Source organism: Methylobacterium persicinum (assembly GCF_022179525.1).
In the GTDB taxonomy this organism is placed as follows: Bacteria; Pseudomonadota; Alphaproteobacteria; order Rhizobiales; family Beijerinckiaceae; genus Methylobacterium; species Methylobacterium persicinum.
Genome location: NZ_BPQX01000025.1, coordinates 1 through 16,059 on the forward strand (window position 1 = coordinate 1; position 16,059 = coordinate 16,059).

Annotated in this window: 24 protein-coding genes; 19 read left to right on the forward strand and 5 right to left on the reverse strand. The window is 65.7% G+C overall.

Translation table 11 applies throughout. The features are described 5' to 3' along the window. The 4 genes from MFF22_RS10465 to rpsL all read right to left on the reverse strand — a co-directional run. A partial coding sequence (locus MFF22_RS10465) for a GTP-binding protein (RefSeq protein ID WP_238248491.1) occupies positions 1-222 on the reverse strand: 222 nt, incomplete at its 3' end. A gap of 61 nt (positions 223-283) precedes the next feature. Then, positions 284-2,359, reverse strand: a complete 2,076-nt coding sequence (fusA, locus tag MFF22_RS10470; protein WP_238248914.1) for an elongation factor G — start codon at positions 2,357-2,359, stop codon at positions 284-286. A gap of 31 nt (positions 2,360-2,390) precedes the next feature. Further along, positions 2,391-2,861 carry a 30S ribosomal protein S7 gene (gene rpsG / locus MFF22_RS10475; RefSeq protein ID WP_007557567.1) on the reverse strand — a complete coding sequence of 157 codons (471 nt, stop codon included), beginning with the start codon at positions 2,859-2,861 and terminating at the stop codon, positions 2,391-2,393. A 111-nt stretch (positions 2,862-2,972) separates the two neighbouring features. Next, positions 2,973-3,344 carry a 30S ribosomal protein S12 gene (rpsL, locus tag MFF22_RS10480; protein ID WP_007557568.1) on the reverse strand — a complete coding sequence of 124 codons (372 nt, stop codon included), beginning with the start codon at positions 3,342-3,344 and terminating at the stop codon, positions 2,973-2,975. A gap of 480 nt (positions 3,345-3,824) precedes the next feature. Here rpsL and MFF22_RS10485 point away from each other — a divergent pair, with 480 nt between their 5' ends. The 14 genes from MFF22_RS10485 to MFF22_RS10550 all read left to right on the forward strand — a co-directional run bounded on the left by MFF22_RS10485 (position 3,825) and on the right by MFF22_RS10550 (position 11,681). Then, entirely contained in the window at positions 3,825-4,208 is a 384-nt protein-coding gene (locus MFF22_RS10485; RefSeq protein WP_370877614.1) for a hypothetical protein, read from the forward strand. Positions 4,209-4,771: 563 nt separating this feature from the next. After that, positions 4,772-5,140, forward strand: coding sequence for a 50S ribosomal protein L14 (rplN, locus tag MFF22_RS10490; protein ID WP_010686182.1), 369 nt, complete (start codon positions 4,772-4,774; stop codon positions 5,138-5,140). Continuing rightward, a complete protein-coding gene (gene rplX, locus MFF22_RS10495; protein ID WP_238248916.1) occupies positions 5,140-5,454 on the forward strand; it encodes a 50S ribosomal protein L24 in 315 nt (104 codons plus the stop codon). The genes rplN and rplX overlap by 1 nt, the downstream gene beginning before the upstream one ends. Beyond that, positions 5,447-6,013: a 50S ribosomal protein L5 gene (gene rplE, locus MFF22_RS10500; RefSeq protein WP_238248917.1), complete on the forward strand. Its 567-nt coding sequence runs from the start codon at positions 5,447-5,449 to the stop codon at positions 6,011-6,013. The genes rplX and rplE overlap by 8 nt, the downstream gene beginning before the upstream one ends. Positions 6,014-6,053: 40 nt before the next feature. Continuing rightward, positions 6,054-6,359, forward strand: a complete 306-nt coding sequence (gene rpsN / locus MFF22_RS10505) for a 30S ribosomal protein S14 (RefSeq protein ID WP_238248918.1) — start codon at positions 6,054-6,056, stop codon at positions 6,357-6,359. Between the two features lie 12 nt (positions 6,360-6,371). Continuing rightward, positions 6,372-6,767: a 30S ribosomal protein S8 gene (gene rpsH, locus MFF22_RS10510; RefSeq protein ID WP_238248919.1), complete on the forward strand. Its 396-nt coding sequence runs from the start codon at positions 6,372-6,374 to the stop codon at positions 6,765-6,767. Between the two features lie 22 nt (positions 6,768-6,789). Further along, positions 6,790-7,323 (forward strand): 50S ribosomal protein L6, encoded by a 534-nt coding sequence (gene rplF / locus MFF22_RS10515; protein ID WP_238248920.1) that lies wholly within the window; start codon positions 6,790-6,792, stop codon positions 7,321-7,323. Between the two features lie 12 nt (positions 7,324-7,335). Then, positions 7,336-7,698 carry a 50S ribosomal protein L18 gene (gene rplR / locus MFF22_RS10520; RefSeq protein ID WP_238248921.1) on the forward strand — a complete coding sequence of 121 codons (363 nt, stop codon included), beginning with the start codon at positions 7,336-7,338 and terminating at the stop codon, positions 7,696-7,698. A gap of 108 nt (positions 7,699-7,806) precedes the next feature. Continuing rightward, a complete protein-coding gene (rpsE, locus tag MFF22_RS10525; RefSeq protein ID WP_238248922.1) occupies positions 7,807-8,394 on the forward strand; it encodes a 30S ribosomal protein S5 in 588 nt (195 codons plus the stop codon). 11 nt (positions 8,395-8,405) lie between these two features. Continuing rightward, entirely contained in the window at positions 8,406-8,597 is a 192-nt protein-coding gene (rpmD, locus tag MFF22_RS10530; protein ID WP_238248923.1) for a 50S ribosomal protein L30, read from the forward strand. Positions 8,598-8,608: 11 nt separating this feature from the next. After that, the gene (rplO, locus tag MFF22_RS10535; RefSeq protein ID WP_238248924.1) at positions 8,609-9,115 is read left to right on the forward strand and encodes a 50S ribosomal protein L15; all 507 of its coding nucleotides are present in this window, start codon (positions 8,609-8,611) and stop codon (positions 9,113-9,115) included. Positions 9,116-9,265: 150 nt separating this feature from the next. Next, a complete protein-coding gene (gene secY / locus MFF22_RS10540) occupies positions 9,266-10,609 on the forward strand; it encodes a preprotein translocase subunit SecY (protein ID WP_238248925.1) in 1,344 nt (447 codons plus the stop codon). A gap of 169 nt (positions 10,610-10,778) precedes the next feature. Next, positions 10,779-11,381: an adenylate kinase gene (locus MFF22_RS10545; RefSeq protein ID WP_238248926.1), complete on the forward strand. Its 603-nt coding sequence runs from the start codon at positions 10,779-10,781 to the stop codon at positions 11,379-11,381. Between the two features lie 69 nt (positions 11,382-11,450). Beyond that, positions 11,451-11,681 (forward strand): hypothetical protein, encoded by a 231-nt coding sequence (locus MFF22_RS10550; protein WP_238248927.1) that lies wholly within the window; start codon positions 11,451-11,453, stop codon positions 11,679-11,681. A 6-nt stretch (positions 11,682-11,687) separates the two neighbouring features. On the opposite strand, the gene MFF22_RS10555 is transcribed toward MFF22_RS10550, so the two are convergent. Beyond that, positions 11,688-12,062, reverse strand: coding sequence for a Vch_cass14 family protein (locus MFF22_RS10555; RefSeq protein WP_238248928.1), 375 nt, complete (start codon positions 12,060-12,062; stop codon positions 11,688-11,690). 198 nt (positions 12,063-12,260) lie between these two features. Here MFF22_RS10555 and rpsM point away from each other — a divergent pair, with 198 nt between their 5' ends. From rpsM to rplQ, 5 genes are all read left to right on the forward strand, one after another. Then, positions 12,261-12,629: a 30S ribosomal protein S13 gene (rpsM, locus tag MFF22_RS10560; RefSeq protein ID WP_238248929.1), complete on the forward strand. Its 369-nt coding sequence runs from the start codon at positions 12,261-12,263 to the stop codon at positions 12,627-12,629. Between the two features lie 172 nt (positions 12,630-12,801). Further along, positions 12,802-13,191, forward strand: a complete 390-nt coding sequence (gene rpsK, locus MFF22_RS10565; protein WP_238248930.1) for a 30S ribosomal protein S11 — start codon at positions 12,802-12,804, stop codon at positions 13,189-13,191. 33 nt (positions 13,192-13,224) lie between these two features. Then, positions 13,225-14,097 (forward strand): MBL fold metallo-hydrolase, encoded by an 873-nt coding sequence (locus tag MFF22_RS10570; RefSeq protein ID WP_238248931.1) that lies wholly within the window; start codon positions 13,225-13,227, stop codon positions 14,095-14,097. A 105-nt stretch (positions 14,098-14,202) separates the two neighbouring features. Next, entirely contained in the window at positions 14,203-15,222 is a 1,020-nt protein-coding gene (locus MFF22_RS10575; RefSeq protein ID WP_238248932.1) for a DNA-directed RNA polymerase subunit alpha, read from the forward strand. A gap of 170 nt (positions 15,223-15,392) precedes the next feature. After that, positions 15,393-15,803, forward strand: a complete 411-nt coding sequence (gene rplQ / locus MFF22_RS10580) for a 50S ribosomal protein L17 (RefSeq protein ID WP_238248933.1) — start codon at positions 15,393-15,395, stop codon at positions 15,801-15,803. Positions 15,804-16,059: the final 256 nt, after the last annotated feature.

The window sequence follows — 16,059 nt, forward strand, 5'->3', positions numbered from 1 at the left end:
GTTCGTCGTCTCGTACTCCACGTGCGCCGTCGAGATCGTGATCCCGCGCGCCTTCTCCTCCGGCGCCTTGTCGATCTGGTCGTAGGCCGTGAACGTCGCCCCGCCCGACTCCGCCAGGACCTTCGTGATCGCCGCCGTCAGCGACGTCTTCCCGTGGTCCACGTGGCCGATCGTGCCGATGTTGCAGTGCGGCTTGGTGCGGGAGAACTTTTCCTTACCCATCAGAGCCTCCTAAATCGAAAATTCGTGTTGCGGATCGAAGGGATGCGTCAGGCCCAGAGCCTTACGCGTACTTGGCGATGACCTTGTCGGCTTCGCCGCGCGGCACCTCTTCGTAGTGATCGAACTGCATCGTGAAGTTGGCGCGGCCCTGGGAGAAGGAGCGCAGCTGGTTCACGTAGCCGAACATGTTCGCCAGCGGCACCATCGCGTTGATGACGTTGGCGTTGCCGCGCATATCCTGGCCCTGGATCTGGCCGCGGCGGGAGTTCAGATCGCCGATGACCGAGCCGGTGTACTCCTCCGGAGACACCACCTCGACCTTCATCACCGGCTCGAGCAACACCGAGCCGCCCTTCTGCAGGGCCTCCCGGAGCGCCGCCCGGGACGCGATCTCGAAGGCCAGGGCCGACGAGTCGACGTCGTGGTAGGCGCCGTCCACCAGCTCCACTTTGATGTCGACCACCGGGAAGCCGGCAAGGACGCCCGCGGTCAGGACCGAGTTGAGGCCCTTCTCGACACCGGGGATGTACTCCTTCGGCACCGCGCCGCCGACGATCTTCGACTCGAACGCGAAGCCGGCGCCCGGCTCGTTCGGCTCGACCACGAACTTCACCCGGGCGAACTGACCGGTACCACCGGTCTGCTTCTTATGGGTGTAGTCGATCTCGGTCCGGCGGGTCAGCTTCTCCCGATACGCCACCTGCGGCTGGCCGATATTCGCGTCGACCTTGTAGGTGCGGCGCAGAATGTCGACCTTGATGTCCAGGTGAAGCTCGCCCATCCCCTTAAGGATGGTCTGGCCCGACTCCTGGTCCGTCGACACACGAAAGGACGGATCCTCCGCGGCGAGCTTTGAGAGTGCGATGCCGAGCTTCTCTTGGTCCGCCTTGGACTTCGGCTCGACGGCGATCTCGATCACCGGCTCGGGGAACTCCATCTTCTCCAGGATGACCGCCTTCTGCGGGTCGCAGAGAGTATCACCCGTGCGGGTGTCCTTGAGGCCGGCTAAGGCGACGATGTCACCGGCGAAAGCTTCCTTAACGTCCTCACGGTTGTTGGCGTGCATCAGAAGCATGCGGCCGACACGCTCCTTCTTGTCGCGCGTCGAGTTGATGACGTTGGCGCCCGACTCGACCTTGCCCGAGTACACGCGGCAGAAGGTGATCGTGCCCACGTGGGGGTCGTCCATGATCTTGAAGGCGAGCATGGCGAAGGGATCCGAGTCGATCGGGTGGCGGACCACCTCTTCCTCGGTCTTGAAGTCGAGACCCTTGATCTCACCGCGATCGGCCGGGGACGGCAGGTAATCCACGACGGCGTCGAGGAGGGGCTGCACGCCCTTGTTCTTGAACGCCGAGCCGCAGAGGACCGGATGGAACGCGCGACGCTGCACGGCGGTGCGCACCAGCTTCCGAAGACCCTCCTCGCTCGGCTCCTGGCCGTCGAGGTAGGCCATCATCGCCTCGTCATCCATCTCGACGCAGGCTTCCACCAGCTTGGCACGGTACTCGACCGCCTGATCGGCGAGATCCGCGGGGATCTCCTCCTCGGTGTAGTTCGCACCGAGCGCTTCGCCCGACCACACGATCGCCTTCATCTTGATCAGGTCGATCACACCCTTGAAGGTGTTCTCGGCGCCGATCGGCAGCTGCAAGCACACCGGCTTGCCAGCGACGCGGTCGATGATGTCGGCCACGCACTTGAAGAAGTCGGCGCCGATCTTGTCCATCTTGTTGACGAACACGACGCGCGGCACGTCATACTTGTCGGCCTGGCGCCACACGGTTTCAGTCTGGGGCTCGACGCCCTGGTTGCCGTCGAGCACGCATACCGCGCCGTCGAGGACGCGCAGCGACCGCTCGACCTCAATGGTGAAATCGACGTGGCCGGGCGTGTCGATGATGTTCAGGCGCTTCTCGCGCCAGAAGCACGTCGTCGCGGCGGACGTGATCGTGATGCCGCGCTCCTGCTCCTGCTCCATCCAGTCCATCGTGGCGGCGCCCTCATGGACCTCGCCGATCTTATGGGACTTTCCGGTGTAGTAGAGGATCCGCTCGGTCGTCGTGGTCTTGCCGGCATCAATGTGGGCCATGATGCCGAAGTTGCGGTAGTCCTCGATCGCGTGCGTGCGGGGCATCGGACTGCTCCTGAGAAACGGGTGGGCCGCTTTACCAGCGGTAGTGCGAGAAGGCGCGGTTGGCTTCCGCCATCCGGTGCGTGTCTTCCCGCTTCTTCACGGCGTTGCCGCGGTTGTTGGCGGCGTCGAGGAGTTCGGCCGAAAGGCGCTCGATCATCGTACGGTCGTTGCGCGAACGGGCCGCCTGGATGAGCCAGCGGATCGCGAGGGCCTGACGGCGCTCGGTGCGGACTTCGACCGGGACCTGATAGGTCGCGCCGCCAACGCGGCGGGACCGGACCTCGATCATCGGGGCGACGTTGTCCAGAGCGGCGCGGAACACCTCGATCGGATTGGCGCGGGCGCGGTTCTCGACGATGTCGAAGGCGCCATAGACGATCCGCTCAGCGGTCGACTTCTTGCCCTCGTACATGATCGAATTCATGAACTTCGTCAGCACCACGTCCCCGTACTTCGGGTCCGGGATGATCTCACGCTTCTCTGCAGAGTGACGACGGGACATTGGCTAAACTTCCAATGAGTAGACTTTAAGCACCTGACGCAGGCCACCTTGAGCACGAAGCCGGCGGCATCCTTGTCAGGCAGTGGAAAACCTGCCTGCGATCCGAAGAAATTACTTCGGCCGCTTGGCGCCGTACTTCGAGCGGCGCTGCTTCCGGTTCTTCACGCCCTGCGTGTCGAGCACGCCGCGGAGAATGTGGTAGCGCACGCCCGGAAGATCCTTCACGCGGCCGCCGCGGATCATCACCACGGAGTGCTCCTGAAGGTTATGGCCTTCACCCGGGATGTACCCGATGACCTCGAACCCGTTCGTCAGGCGCACCTTGGCGACCTTACGCAGAGCGGAGTTCGGCTTCTTCGGCGTCGTCGTGTAGACGCGGGTGCACACGCCACGCTTCTGCGGGCAAGCATCCAGAGCCGGAACCTTATTGCGGCTCCGCTGGATCTTCCGCGGCTGGGCGATCAGCTGATTGATCGTCGGCATCCTGTGCCCTCTTCCTCGAACACCTTTCGAGCTGCACCGCAGCCCGCAAAACGAATATGCGCCGGAAGAGCCCGGCAGGGCCCCTCGGCGCGGTGTGGGCAGAGGATCGCGCCTCGGAAGGCGCGCTCGTACCTACGGATCTGACTTAAGCGTCAGGCGATTTGAGCCTTCAGGTCGCGTCGGGGGCGAGGACGGCGGTTCGGGACAAACCCGCAGGCCGTCGGCAGCCGAGGGCCGACCGAAGTCCGGCGCTTCTAGACGCAACATCCCGCCCGGTCAATGCGTCCCGGCAGAAAATCGCGGCTCCCAAAGCCATTAAAGAAGCGTGTGCGGGTCGAGGCCACCTCAAGCCGTACCGGATCGGGGCAGGACGCCCCCGGGATGCTCCACGGGAGGTTAATCCGATTCGTCGAAACGTCCTCATCAGCGGGGCGCGATTCGCCGTCCGCGGGGTCGGGTTCGAGTTCGAGGTTCCAGCGTATGGGTTGCGTAGCGGTCAGCAACGTCGTCCCCTTCCGTCGCGTCATGTCTCCTCCGCCGATGGGCGAAAGGGAAGTCGGACTCCGCCGCCGGGGCGAGCAGCGGGTGCTCATGGAGACGGTCTACGCCCTCGGCACCATGGTGGTGGCTGCAGAGGACCGCGAGACCAAGCTCACCGCGTCCCGTCTGCAGGTCTACGGGTTCGTCACCATCGAGGAACTGGGCGAGGATGGCCGCGGCCGCCGGCTGCGCCCGTCCGAGGCGATTCGCGCCCGGACGGATCGCCCATGGCGCCTCTCCCGCCCGGCCATCGCTACCGCCGTCACGATCCCTAGCCTCGAAGGCTTCCTGTTCGAGAGCGAATCGCTGAACCAGCCGGCCTGATTCGTCCGGCGGCCCACAGGAGATCAGAGGCGAGGAGCAATCCGGGGAGACCCCCCGGGTCGCGCCTTTGTTTTTACCGCCTTTCCCCATCAGGGCGCGTTGTAAAGGCAATCCCATCTTGGACCTCATCCTGAGGCGCCGCCGCCATGCGGTGGCCTCGAAGGAGGGCTGCAGCGCGTTCTGTGATCCCTGGAACCTCCCTTCGAAGCGGCTATTGCCGCACCTCAGGATGAGGTTGTGATTAGGAGCGGTGGCCGAAGGGTGAATGCCTCCCTCGCGGTGGCCACCGAAATGGGGCCCAAATAGCCTCGGCTCTCGGCGGGAAATCACCCTTGGACCGCCACGGCCGGTTGCCTTTCGGGCCGTGCCGATGTATGGCCCCCACCTTCGCGACAATCTGGATGGGTCTCGCACCCGTTCCACCGCGGTGACCGCGCCGGCGTTTCTGACGCCGATAGCGCGGTCGTTCACATGAGCCGGGGACCACAGATCCCCATCAGGCGTCGTCCGCCGGGCAATACCGCCCGCGTGCGGAAACCCGCCTGAAACAAGGAGTCACGCACGTGATCCAGATGCAGACGAATCTGGACGTCGCCGACAACTCGGGTGCACGCCGTGTGATGTGCATCAAGGTTCTCGGCGGGTCGAAGCGGAAATATGCCGGCGTGGGCGACGTGATCGTCGTGTCGGTCAAGGAGGCGATCCCGCGGGGTCGCGTGAAGAAGGGCGACGTCATGAAGGCGGTGGTCGTGCGCACCGCCAAGGACGTGAAGCGCGCCGACGGTTCGGTGATCCGGTTCGACAAGAACGCCGCCGTCCTGATCAACAATCAGAAGGAGCCGATCGGCACCCGTATCTTCGGGCCGGTCCCCCGCGAGCTGCGCGCCCGCAACCACATGAAGATCATCTCGCTCGCCCCGGAGGTGCTGTGATGGCTGCCAAGATCCGCAAGGGCGACAAGGTCGTCGTGCTGACCGGCCGTGACGCCGGCCGGTCGGGCGAAGTGATCCAGGTGCTGCCGAAGGAAGGCCGGGCGTTCGTGCGCGGCGTGAACCTCGTCAAGAAGCACCAGAAGCAGTCCCAGAACCAGGAAGGCGGCATCATCTCCAAGGAGGCCGCCATCCAACTCTCGAACATCGCGGTCGCCGATGCCAACGGCAAGCCGACCCGCGTGGGTTTCCGCATCCTCGAAGACGGGCGCAAGGTCCGGTTCGCCAAGAGCACGGGGGATCAGATCGATGGCTGAGGCCGACAAGAACGCGTACATCCCCCGTCTGCGCAAGCACTACGACGAGGTGGTTCGCCAGAAGCTGATCGAAGAGTTCGGCTACAAGAACCCCATGCAGGTGCCGCAGATCGAGAAGATCGTCATCAACATGGGCGTCGGCGAGTCCACCGCGGACTCGAAGAAGGCCACTGTGGCGGCGGGCGACCTCGCCCTGATCGCCGGCCAGAAGCCGGTCATCACCCGGGCCCGCAAGGCCATCGCGACCTTCAAGGTCCGCGAGGGCATGCCGATCGGCTGCAAGGTGACCCTGCGCAAGCAGCGCATGTACGAATTCATGGACCGCCTGATCACCATCGCGCTCCCGCGCGTGCGTGACTTCCGCGGCCTGAACCCGCGCTCGTTCGACGGTCGCGGCAACTACGCCCTGGGTCTCAAGGAGCACCTCGTGTTCCCGGAGATCTCCTACGACAAGGCGGAGCAGATGTGGGGCATGGACATCGTCGTGGCGACTTCCGCCCAGACGGATGCCGAGGCCAAGGCACTGCTCGCGGCCTTCAAGTTCCCGTTCCGGCAGTGACGTTCCCGAACGTCAGACGCGGACACTGGAGATAGACGACATGTCGAAGAAAAGCTCAGTCGAGAAGAACAACCATCGCAAGGAGCTCGTGAAGCGGTTCGCCGCCAAGCGGAAGGCGCTCCTCGATATCGCCAACAACGAGTCGATCGAGATGCAGGACCGCTTCGAAGCGCGCTTGAAGCTCGCCGAACTGCCGCGCAACTCGTCGGCTACCCGGATCCGCAACCGCTGCGAGATCACCGGCCGTCCGCGGGCCTTCTACCGCAAGATGGGCATCTCGCGCGTCGCGCTGCGGGAGCTCGGCAACCGGGGCCTCATCCCCGGCCTCGTCAAGTCGAGCTGGTAAGGAGGTCCTCCCATGGTCAACGATCCCGTGGGTGACATGCTCACCCGTATCCGCAACGGCCAGCTGCGCCGCCGGAACGTCGTCCAGACGCCCGGTTCGAAGCTGCGCGCGAGCGTGCTCAACGTGCTGAAGCGCGAAGGCTACATCCGCGACTTCGCGCAGACCGAGCTGGGCAACGGCCGGTCCGAGTTCGCCATCGAGCTCAAGTACTACGACGGCAAGCCCGTGATCCGTGAGATCAAGCGCGTGTCGAAGCCGGGCCGCCGGGTCTACTCGTCGGTCGGCGAGCTGCCGCGCGTGGCCGACGGCCTCGGCGTCACCATCGTCTCCACCCCGCAGGGCGTCATGGCCGACCACGAGGCGCGCGAGCGCAACGTCGGCGGTGAAGTGCTCTGCACCGTGTTCTGATCGGGACGGAGGAGGACATCCCATGTCTCGCGTAGGCAAGAAGCCAGTTCCCGTTCCGGCTGGCGTCACCGCCACCGTTTCGGGCCAGACCGTGACGATGAAGGGCTCGAAGGGCGAACTGAAGTTCGTCGTTCCGTCCCTCGTCAGCGTCGAAATGAAGGACGGCGCCATCGAGGTGCAGCCCATCAACCAGACCAAGCCCGCCCGGTCGCTCTGGGGCACCTCGCGCGCCCAGATCGCCAACATCGCCACCGGCGTCTCGACCGGCTTCGCCAAGAAGCTCGAGATCACCGGCGTCGGTTACCGTGCCGCCATGGCCGGCAAGGCGCTCAAGCTGTCGCTCGGCTACAGCCACGACATCGAGTACGCCGTGCCGGAGGGCATCACCATCGCCACGCCGAAGCCGACCGAGATCACCATCTCCGGCATCGACCGGCAGAAGGTCGGCCAGGTCGCCGCCGAGATCCGCGATTACCGCGGTCCCGAGCCCTACAAGGGCAAGGGCGTGCGGTACGAGGGTGAGTTCATCTTCCGCAAGGAAGGCAAGAAGAAGTAAAGGAGGGCGAAGATGTCTCGTAAGCTCGAAGCCCTCGATCGGCGCAAGGCGCGCGTTCGTCGGGCGATCAAGGCGGCGGCCAATGGCCGTCCGCGTCTGTCCGTGTTCCGCTCCTCGAAGCAGATCTACGCGCAGGTTATTGATGACGTGAACGGCCATACCCTGGCCTCCGCGTCCACGATCGACAAGTCGCTCAAGGGCGATCTGAAGACCGGCGCGGACGTCGCTGCGGCGACCGCCGTCGGCAAGCTCGTCGCCGAGCGTGCCAAGGCGGCCGGGGTCACCAAGGTGATCTTCGACCGCTCCGGCTACATCTACCACGGCCGCGTCAAGGCCGTGGCCGAGGCGGCCCGCGAGGGCGGCCTGGAGTTCTAAAGAGATCCCCCCGCGCGGCCTCCGGCGGCGCGGGGCTCCCTTCTTTCCGTAGAAGGGAATCGAGCGAGCGGGTCCGAGCGACCTGCGCCAGTGAGATAGGTAGAGACAATGGCACGTGAACGTGAGGGCGGGGGCCGCGGCCGCCGCGAAGACCGCGAGGAGCACGACAGCGAGTTCGTGGACAAGCTCGTCCACATCAACCGCGTCGCGAAGGTTGTGAAGGGTGGCCGTCGCTTCGGCTTCGCCGCCCTGGTCGTCGTCGGCGACCAAAAGGGCCGCGTCGGCTTCGGCCACGGCAAGGCCCGCGAAGTGCCGGAGGCCATCCGCAAGGCGACGGAAGCCGCCAAGCGTGGTCTGATCCGCGTGTCGCTCCGCGAGGGTCGCACCCTGCACCACGACGTCAACGGACGTCATGGCGCCGGCAAGGTGATCCTCCGTGCGGCTCCGCAGGGTACCGGCATCATCGCCGGCGGCCCGATGCGCGCCGTGTTCGAGACGCTGGGCATGCAGGACGTCGTGGCGAAGAGCCTCGGCTCGTCGAACCCCTACAACCTCGTGCGCGCCACCTTCGAGGCGCTGAAGAACGAGGACAGCCCGCGCTCCGTGGCGGCCCGCCGCGGCCTCAAGGTGTCGAGCCTCCAGTCTCGCCGCCGTGACGCCGATCCGGCCGACCAGTCCGAAGCTGCGGTCGCGTAAGGGAGGATGGCATGGCTGAGAACACCAAGACCGTCCGTATCGAGCAGATCGGTTCGCCGATCCGCCGCGAGGCCAGCCAGCGCGCGACGCTGGTCGGTCTGAAGCTGAACAAGCTGCACCGGGTCGCCGAGCTTGAGGACACGCCGGCGGTGCGCGGCATGATCCGCAAGGTGCACCACCTCGTGCGCGTCCTCGAAGCCTGAGGAGGCGACCGATGAAGCTTAACCAGATCAGCGACAATCCCGGCGCCACCAAGGACCGGATGCGTGTCGGCCGGGGCATCGGCTCCGGCAAGGGCAAGACCGCGGGACGCGGCGTAAAGGGTCAGAAGGCCCGGACCGGCGTGGCCATCAAGGGCTTCGAGGGCGGCCAGATGCCGCTTCACCGTCGCCTTCCGAAGCGCGGCTTCAACAACATCCATGCGGCGGACCTGAACGAGGTGAACCTCGGCCGGATCCAGACCGCCGTGGACACGGGGCAGCTCGAGGCTGGCGCGACCATCACGGTCGAGACCCTCGTCGCCGCCGGCATCCTCGCCCGTCCCCGTGACGGCGTGAAGCTGCTCGGCGTCGGCGAGCTGACCTCGAAGCTCAGCTTCGAGGTGACCCGCGCCTCCAAGTCGGCCATTGAGGCCGTCGAGAAGGCCGGCGGTTCGGTCAGCGTGGTGTACGCCTCCGGCGTGTCGACCCGCGGCAAGGCCGAGGCCGAGGCCACCGCCTGAGGCGGAAGGCGGCCGCGCGACACATTGCGCGGCTCGTCCCCGGCCTTTAAGTCGGAGACCATCGAGCGGCGGCCACGCGACCTCGCGCTGGCCGCCGTTTTTCGTTTCATCCGGGCCTGACACCCGGCGACACCTCCAGGACGCGACGCTATGGCCTCAGCCGCCGAGCAGCTTGCCGCCAACCTCAACTTCGGCGCCATCGCCAAGGCCGATGAGCTGAAGAAGCGCATCTGGTTCACAGTCGGCGCACTGATCGTGTTCCGACTGGGCACCTATGTGCCGATCCCGGGCATCGACCCGGAGCAGTTTGCGCGGAACTTCCAGCAGCAGTCGGGCGGCGTGCTCGGCCTGTTTAACATGTTCTCGGGCGGCGCCGTGGAGCGCATGGCGATCTTCGCCCTGAACATCATGCCCTACATCTCGGCCTCGATTATCGTTCAGCTCCTCACATCGGTCATCCCGAGCCTTGAGGCGCTGAAGAAGGAGGGCGAGTCGGGCCGGAAGGTCATCAACCAGTACACCCGCTACCTCACGGTGGTGCTGGCCCTCGTGCAGTCCTGGGGGATCGCGGTGGGCCTTCAGGGCTCGTCGGCGGCGATTGATCCAGGGCCGTTCTTCCTGGCCTCGACGGTCATCACCCTAACCGGTGGCACCCTGTTCCTGATGTGGCTCGGCGAGCAGATCACCTCCCGCGGCATCGGCAACGGCTCGTCCCTGATCATCTTCGCAGGCATCGTCGCGCACCTTCCGGTGACGATCATTGGCGCCCTGGAACTCGGCCGTACCGGCGCCCTGTCGCCGGCGATCATCCTCGGCGTGGCAGTGGCGGCGGTGGCGCTTGTCTACTTCATCGTGTTCATGGAGCGCGCCCAGCGCCGTATCCTGATCAACTATCCGAAGCGCCAGGTCGGCAACCGGATGTACGAGGGGCAGACCTCGTTCCTGCCGCTCAAGCTCAACACCTCGGGCGTTATCCCGCCGATCTTCGCGTCTTCGCTCCTGCTGCTGCCGGCCACTGCAGCGAGCTTCTCGTCGAACAACGGCAGCGGCTGGCTCGGGGCAGTGACCGCCTATCTCGGTCACGGCACGCCGTTGTTCATCGTGGCCTATGCGGCCCTGATCATCTTCTTCACGTTCTTCTACACGGCGGTGGTCTTCAATCCGCAGGAGACAGCCGACAACCTCAAGAAGCACGGCGGCTTCATCCCCGGCATCCGTCCAGGTGAGCGCACGGCGGCGTTCCTGGATAAGGTGCTCACCCGCATCACGGTGATCGGCGCCCTGTACCTGACTTTCGTGTGCCTGTGCCCGGAGATCCTGTCCTCCTACGCTTCGGCCAGCCTGGGCTTCGGCGGCACGTCCCTGCTGATCCTCGTGACGGTCACCATGGATACCGTGGCGCAGATCCACGGGCACCTCATGGCGCACCAGTACGAGGGCTTGGTGAAGCGTGCGAAGCTCCGGGGCGCCTCTCCCGGTCAGCGTCGGCGCTGATCGCCGTCCCTGCGTCGCGACAGACGCAGGGAAATGAGCGATGTCCGACCAAGGGCGGGCTTTCGCCCCGCGCCGGAGGCGTTAGAAAACGAGCGAGGGGGCGATGCCCGGGATGGCGTCGTCGATTGCACCCGGAGCCCCGAAACGCGGGCCCAACGAGGACAACGCCATGCGCATCATTCTGCTCGGACCGCCTGGGGCGGGGAAGGGCACGCAATCCGAGCGGATCGTTCAACGATACGGAATCCCCCAGCTCTCGACGGGCGACATGCTCCGCGCCGCCGTCGCCGCGGGGACGCCGGTCGGCCTGCAGGCGAAGGCGGTGATGGAATCGGGCGGACTCGTATCGGACGAGATCGTCGTCGGCATCGTGGCCGACCGGATCGAGCAGGCCGATGCCAAGCGCGGCTTCATCCTCGATGGGTTCCCGCGCACCGTGGCCCAGGCCGAGGCCCTGGGGACGATGCTGGCGGGCAAGGGGCTCGACCTATCAGCCATCATCGAACTGAAGGTGGACGAGGATGCCCTCCTCGGTCGTATTGCCAACCGCGCTGCGGAAGCCGCGGCCCGGGGCGAGCCGGTCCGGAAGGACGATACGCCGGAGGTGTTCAAACAGCGCCTCGACGCCTACCGCGCACAGACCGCGCCGCTCTCCGCTTATTACGACAAGCTCGGGATGCTGAAGATCATCGACGGCATGAAGCCGATCGATTCGGTCACGACGGAACTCGTGGAGATTCTGGAGCCCCACCGGGAGCGCATCGCGTCCTGAGGCGTTGGCCGGGTCATCCGACGGGCGTCCGCCTCCCCGCGGGCGCCCTTTTTCGTGCCGGAATGCCCGATGATCCTTCGCCTGTCCCTCGTCGCCTCCCTCATCGTCGCGGCCGGCATTTTGCCCGAGGCCGCCGCGGCACAGAGCCCGGCGCAATCCTTCGTGTACGGGCAGAAGCGGTTCCGGAATTTCTGTCGCCCGCCGCTGAAATACGCCGCCGGCGCCTGCGTCCGCCACTGTCCCGCCGGGTATCGAAACGATGGCCGGTATTGCCGTCTGTCCAACCAGCGGATGCACTGAGATTGCTCACCGCCCTCGGGTACGGAAGGCTTGCGCCTCCCGGCTGGGCCCGAAGAAGTTGGTGATGTCCATGGCGAGGGAGCGTCGGCCGAACAGCCTCAAGGGGTGACCGTCGAGCGTTCCCGCCCGAAGCTCGATCATCGCGCTCATGGGGTTGTAGCGGAAGGCCATTCTTTCCCCGCCGAAGGACGCCCAGAGAACGCCGCCGGCGCCGTCATCAATATCGCGCAAGGTCACTGTGCCGGGTTCTGCACTGGCGAGGATCCCCCCGGCGACCGCCATGATCACGGGGACGACTCCCTTCGCATCGTCCGCCGCGGCGTCCAACACCGCCACGGTGAAGGCCCGCAGGGTCTCGCCGTCGCCCATCGCCCGCGCCATGCATTTCTCCCTCTGGTCATTGACAGGTTGATCAGGCCGGAGTAGCAGACCCCCCTTCGTCTAAACGAATGACGGTCCGAGGTACCCTTTCCGGGGCGACCACGGGCCGCGTTGTCGTTTCACGCGTGCATGGGCCGGCCTCCACCGGACGCACGTGAAACCCGCCCGGCTCAGCCGGGCCTCACATGGAGTGAGACTGTGGCCCGTATCGCAGGCGTCAACATCCCGACTGGCAAGCGCGTCGTCATCGCGCTTCAGTACATCCACGGCATCGGCCCGAAGAAGGCTGAGGAGATCACCGGTAAGGTTGGCATCGCTGCCGAGCGTCGCGTCAACGAACTGACCGACGCCGAGGTTCTCCAGATCCGTGAGGCTATCGACCGCGATTATATCGTGGAAGGCGATCTGCGCCGCGAAGTCTCGATGAACATCAAGCGCTTGATGGACCTCGGCTGCTACCGCGGCCTGCGTCACCGCAAGCAGCTGCCGGTTCGCGGCCAGCGCACCCACACCAACGCCCGCACCCGCAAGGGCAAGGCGAAGCCGATCGCCGGCAAGAAGAAGTAATTTTTTGGAACTGGGAGGCCGTGCTTCGCTCGGCCTCCTTTCCGTTGCGTCGGATGCCTCTCTCAGGCGTCCAGCAGACCGCGCCACCTCTGCGCAGGCGCAAGTCCGAGTCCCGAAAAGAATCCCGAGCGCCTGGTGTTACGGGCGTGCTTGAAGGAAGAGTGGAAAGAGAATGGCCAAGGAACCGCAACGCGTCCGCCGTCGTGAACGCAAGAACATCGTGTCCGGCGTCGCCCACGTGAACGCCTCGTTCAACAACACGATGATCACCATCACCGACGCCCAGGGCAACACGATCTCGTGGTCCTCTGCCGGCGCGATGGGCTTCAAGGGCTCCCGTAAGTCCACGCCCTACGCCGCCCAGGTGGCCGCCGAGGATGCCGGCCGCAAGGCTGCCGAGCACGGCATGCGCACCCTCGAGGTCGAGGTTTCCGGTCCGGGCTCCGGCCGTGAGTCGGCGCTGCGCGCCCTCCAGGCTGCGGGCTTCACCGTCACCTCGATCCGCGACGTGACCGCGATCCCGCACAACGGCTGCCGGCCGCGCAAGCGTCGCCGCGTCTGATCGACTGAACTTTCGGCGGAGAGGGAGAAGCTTATGGCGGGATCGAAGCCACTGCCCGGCGTGTTGCGTTGGAACCTCGGCGACCTCACGGTCACCGCGCTCAATGACGGCTGGATGCAGGCGAGCCTCGATCTCGTCACCGGCATCGACAAGGACGAGGCCGCGCGCTTGCAGCGGGCCGGCTTCCGTACCGAGCAGCCGAAAATCACCCTCAACGCGTTCCTGATCACCGGGGCCGGCCTTAAGCCGACTTTGGTGGATACCGGTTACGGCGCCCTGGCGCCGACCGAAACCGTGGGTCGCCTGGGCGCTGCCCTGGCGACTGCGGGAATCAAGCCGGAGGATGTGGGTACAGTGCTCCTGACGCACCTGCACCCCGATCATTGCGGCGGTCTCACCGAGGACGGCAAGGCCGTCTACCCGAATGCCGAGATCGTCGTGCATTCGGATGAGGTGGCTCACTGGCTTCCGGATGAGGCGCTGGCGAAGGCGCCCGAGGGGGCCAAGGCGTATTTTGAAGGCGCGCGGAACTCGGTGGCCCCTTACGCGGACCGGATGCGCGAGCATCGCGGCGGCGAGGTGCTCCCGGGAATCGAGGCGGTTCCCCTCCCCGGCCACACGCCGGGGCATTGCGGTTTCCGCATCACGTCGGGGGCCGAGTCGCTGCTGATCTGGACCGACGTGGTCCACCTCCCGACGATCCAGTTCAAGAACCCGGATGCGGGAGTGGGCTTCGACGTCGATGGGGATCAGGCTCGCGCGACCCGCAAGCGGATCATGGAACAGGCGGCGGCGGAGCGCAGCTTCATCGCCGGCTGTCATTTGGAGTTTCCCGCCTTCGGCTACGTGGACCGGGAGGGAGCGGGCTACCGCTTCGTGCCGGCCCTGTGGGTCGGCGGCGAGTAAGGTTTTTTCGGTTCAGGGACCGGGCGGTGTGCCAGGGGGCGCCTCCACCCGGCCGAAACACGGGCACCGGACGAAGCGGGCCCGTGAGGCGCGAGAGGTAGGACCGTGGTCATTCAAAAGAATTGGCAGGAACTCATCAAGCCGAACAAGCTGCAGGTCTCGACAGGCGACGACCCCAAGCGGATCGCGACGGTCGTCGCCGAGCCGCTCGAGCGCGGCTTCGGCACCACCCTGGGCAACGCCCTGCGGCGCGTTCTGCTGTCGTCCCTCCAGGGCGCGGCAGTGACGTCGGTGCAGATCGACGGCGTGCTGCACGAGTTCTCGTCCATCCCCGGCGTCCGTGAGGACGTCACCGATATCGTCCTGAACATCAAGACGATCGCCATCCGCTCGCAGACCGACGCCCCCAAGCGCATGACCCTGCGCAAGACCGGCCCCGGCACGGTGACGGCGGGCGACATCGGCACGGTTGGCGATATCCAGATCCTGAACCCCGACCTCGTCATCTGCACGCTCGATGACGGCGCCGAGATCCGCATGGAGTTCACGGTCGCCACCGGCAAGGGCTACGTCCCGGCCGAGCGCAACCGCCCCGAGGACGCGCCGATCGGCCTGATCCCGGTGGACTCCCTGTTCTCCCCGGTGACCAAGGTCAGCTACCGCGTCGAGACCACCCGCGAGGGCCAGGATCTCGACAAGGACAAGTTGACCATGACGGTCGAGACCAACGGCGCCGTGAGCCCCGAGGATGCCCTGGCCTACGCGGCCCGGATCATCCAGGACCAGCTCCAGGTGTTCGTGAACTTCGAAGATCCGCGCAAGGAAGAGGCTGCGCCGCTCACCCCGCAGCTGCCCTTCAACCCGGCGCTGCTCAAGAAGGTGGACGAGTTGGAACTGTCGGTCCGTTCGGCGAACTGCCTGAAGAACGACAACATCGTCTACATCGGCGACCTCATCCAGAAGTCCGAGGGCGAGATGCTGCGCACCCCGAACTTCGGCCGCAAGTCCCTCAACGAGATCAAGGAAGTGCTGGCCGGCATGGGCCTGCACCTCGGCATGGACGTCCCCGGCTGGCCGCCGGAGAACATCGAGGACCTCGCCAAGCGGTTCGAAGAGCACTACTGAGCGGCTGCGCCACTCAGGCGAGTAGGGAATAGCGAATAGCGAATAGGGTTTTTTGCGAAGCGAACCGGTCGTGCCTCTGATGGCTGGCTATCCGCGTTTTGCTCCTCCCTATTCGCTCAACAGAGCGTCCGACCCGTGGCACGGCGGTCGCAAAAACCAGGAGAGCCACCATGCGTCACGGTTTCCGCGGTCGTCGTTTCAACCGCACCGCCGAGCATCGTCAGGCGATGTTCGCCAACATGTCTGCCGCGCTCATCAAGCACGAGCAGATCGTCACCACGCTTCCCAAGGCGAAGGATCTTCGTCCGGTCGTTGAGAAGCTAATTACGCTGGCCCGCACCGACAGCGTGCACGCCCGCCGTCTCGCCATGTCGAAGCTGCGCGATGCCGATATGGTCAAGAAGCTGTTTGCGGTGCTCGGCCCGCGCTACCAGGGCCGCCCGGGCGGTTACTGCCGCATCATGAAGGCCGGCTTCCGCCAGGGCGACAACGCCCCGATGGCGGTGATCGAGTTCGTGGATCGCGACGTCGACGCCCGCGGCAAGGATTCCGGCCCCTCGCAGGTCGCCGAAGCCGCCTGAGGCATTCGCCGCTCCATCGAAAGGCCGTCCCGGTTCGCGCCGGGGCGGCCTTTTCCGTTTGGGACACCAACGACCAACCAGCCCAACCACCTCATCATGAGATGCTGCGAAGCAGCCTCGAAGGAGCGTTCCAGGGATCGCAGAGTTTGCTGGAGCCCTCCTTCGAGGCCCGCTGGCGCGGGCACCTCAGGATGAGGTGAGGGGTGGACGAAGGATGAGTGGACGGCGGGGTCCTGAGACGGTCTCGGTTTAAGGA

Bases quoted from the DNA above. Each gene is read 5' to 3' on its own strand.
- fusA (WP_238248914.1), bottom strand. From the start codon at position 2,359: ATGCCCCGCACGCACGCGATCGAGGACTACCGCAACTTCGGCATCATG.
- rpsG (WP_007557567.1), bottom strand. From the start codon at position 2,861: ATGTCCCGTCGTCACTCTGCAGAGAAGCGTGAGATCATCCCGGACCCG.
- rpsL (WP_007557568.1), bottom strand. From the start codon at position 3,344: ATGCCGACGATCAATCAGCTGATCGCCCAGCCGCGGAAGATCCAGCGG.
- MFF22_RS10485 (WP_370877614.1), top strand. From the start codon at position 3,825: ATGGGTTGCGTAGCGGTCAGCAACGTCGTCCCCTTCCGTCGCGTCATG.
- rplX (WP_238248916.1), top strand. From the start codon at position 5,140: ATGGCTGCCAAGATCCGCAAGGGCGACAAGGTCGTCGTGCTGACCGGC.
- rplE (WP_238248917.1), top strand. From the start codon at position 5,447: ATGGCTGAGGCCGACAAGAACGCGTACATCCCCCGTCTGCGCAAGCAC.
- rpsN (WP_238248918.1), top strand. From the start codon at position 6,054: ATGTCGAAGAAAAGCTCAGTCGAGAAGAACAACCATCGCAAGGAGCTC.
- rpsH (WP_238248919.1), top strand. From the start codon at position 6,372: ATGGTCAACGATCCCGTGGGTGACATGCTCACCCGTATCCGCAACGGC.
- rplF (WP_238248920.1), top strand. From the start codon at position 6,790: ATGTCTCGCGTAGGCAAGAAGCCAGTTCCCGTTCCGGCTGGCGTCACC.
- rplR (WP_238248921.1), top strand. From the start codon at position 7,336: ATGTCTCGTAAGCTCGAAGCCCTCGATCGGCGCAAGGCGCGCGTTCGT.
- rpsE (WP_238248922.1), top strand. From the start codon at position 7,807: ATGGCACGTGAACGTGAGGGCGGGGGCCGCGGCCGCCGCGAAGACCGC.
- rpmD (WP_238248923.1), top strand. From the start codon at position 8,406: ATGGCTGAGAACACCAAGACCGTCCGTATCGAGCAGATCGGTTCGCCG.
- rplO (WP_238248924.1), top strand. From the start codon at position 8,609: ATGAAGCTTAACCAGATCAGCGACAATCCCGGCGCCACCAAGGACCGG.
- secY (WP_238248925.1), top strand. From the start codon at position 9,266: ATGGCCTCAGCCGCCGAGCAGCTTGCCGCCAACCTCAACTTCGGCGCC.
- MFF22_RS10545 (WP_238248926.1), top strand. From the start codon at position 10,779: ATGCGCATCATTCTGCTCGGACCGCCTGGGGCGGGGAAGGGCACGCAA.
- MFF22_RS10550 (WP_238248927.1), top strand. From the start codon at position 11,451: ATGATCCTTCGCCTGTCCCTCGTCGCCTCCCTCATCGTCGCGGCCGGC.
- MFF22_RS10555 (WP_238248928.1), bottom strand. From the start codon at position 12,062: ATGGCGCGGGCGATGGGCGACGGCGAGACCCTGCGGGCCTTCACCGTG.
- rpsK (WP_238248930.1), top strand. From the start codon at position 12,802: ATGGCCAAGGAACCGCAACGCGTCCGCCGTCGTGAACGCAAGAACATC.
- MFF22_RS10570 (WP_238248931.1), top strand. From the start codon at position 13,225: ATGGCGGGATCGAAGCCACTGCCCGGCGTGTTGCGTTGGAACCTCGGC.
- rplQ (WP_238248933.1), top strand. From the start codon at position 15,393: ATGCGTCACGGTTTCCGCGGTCGTCGTTTCAACCGCACCGCCGAGCAT.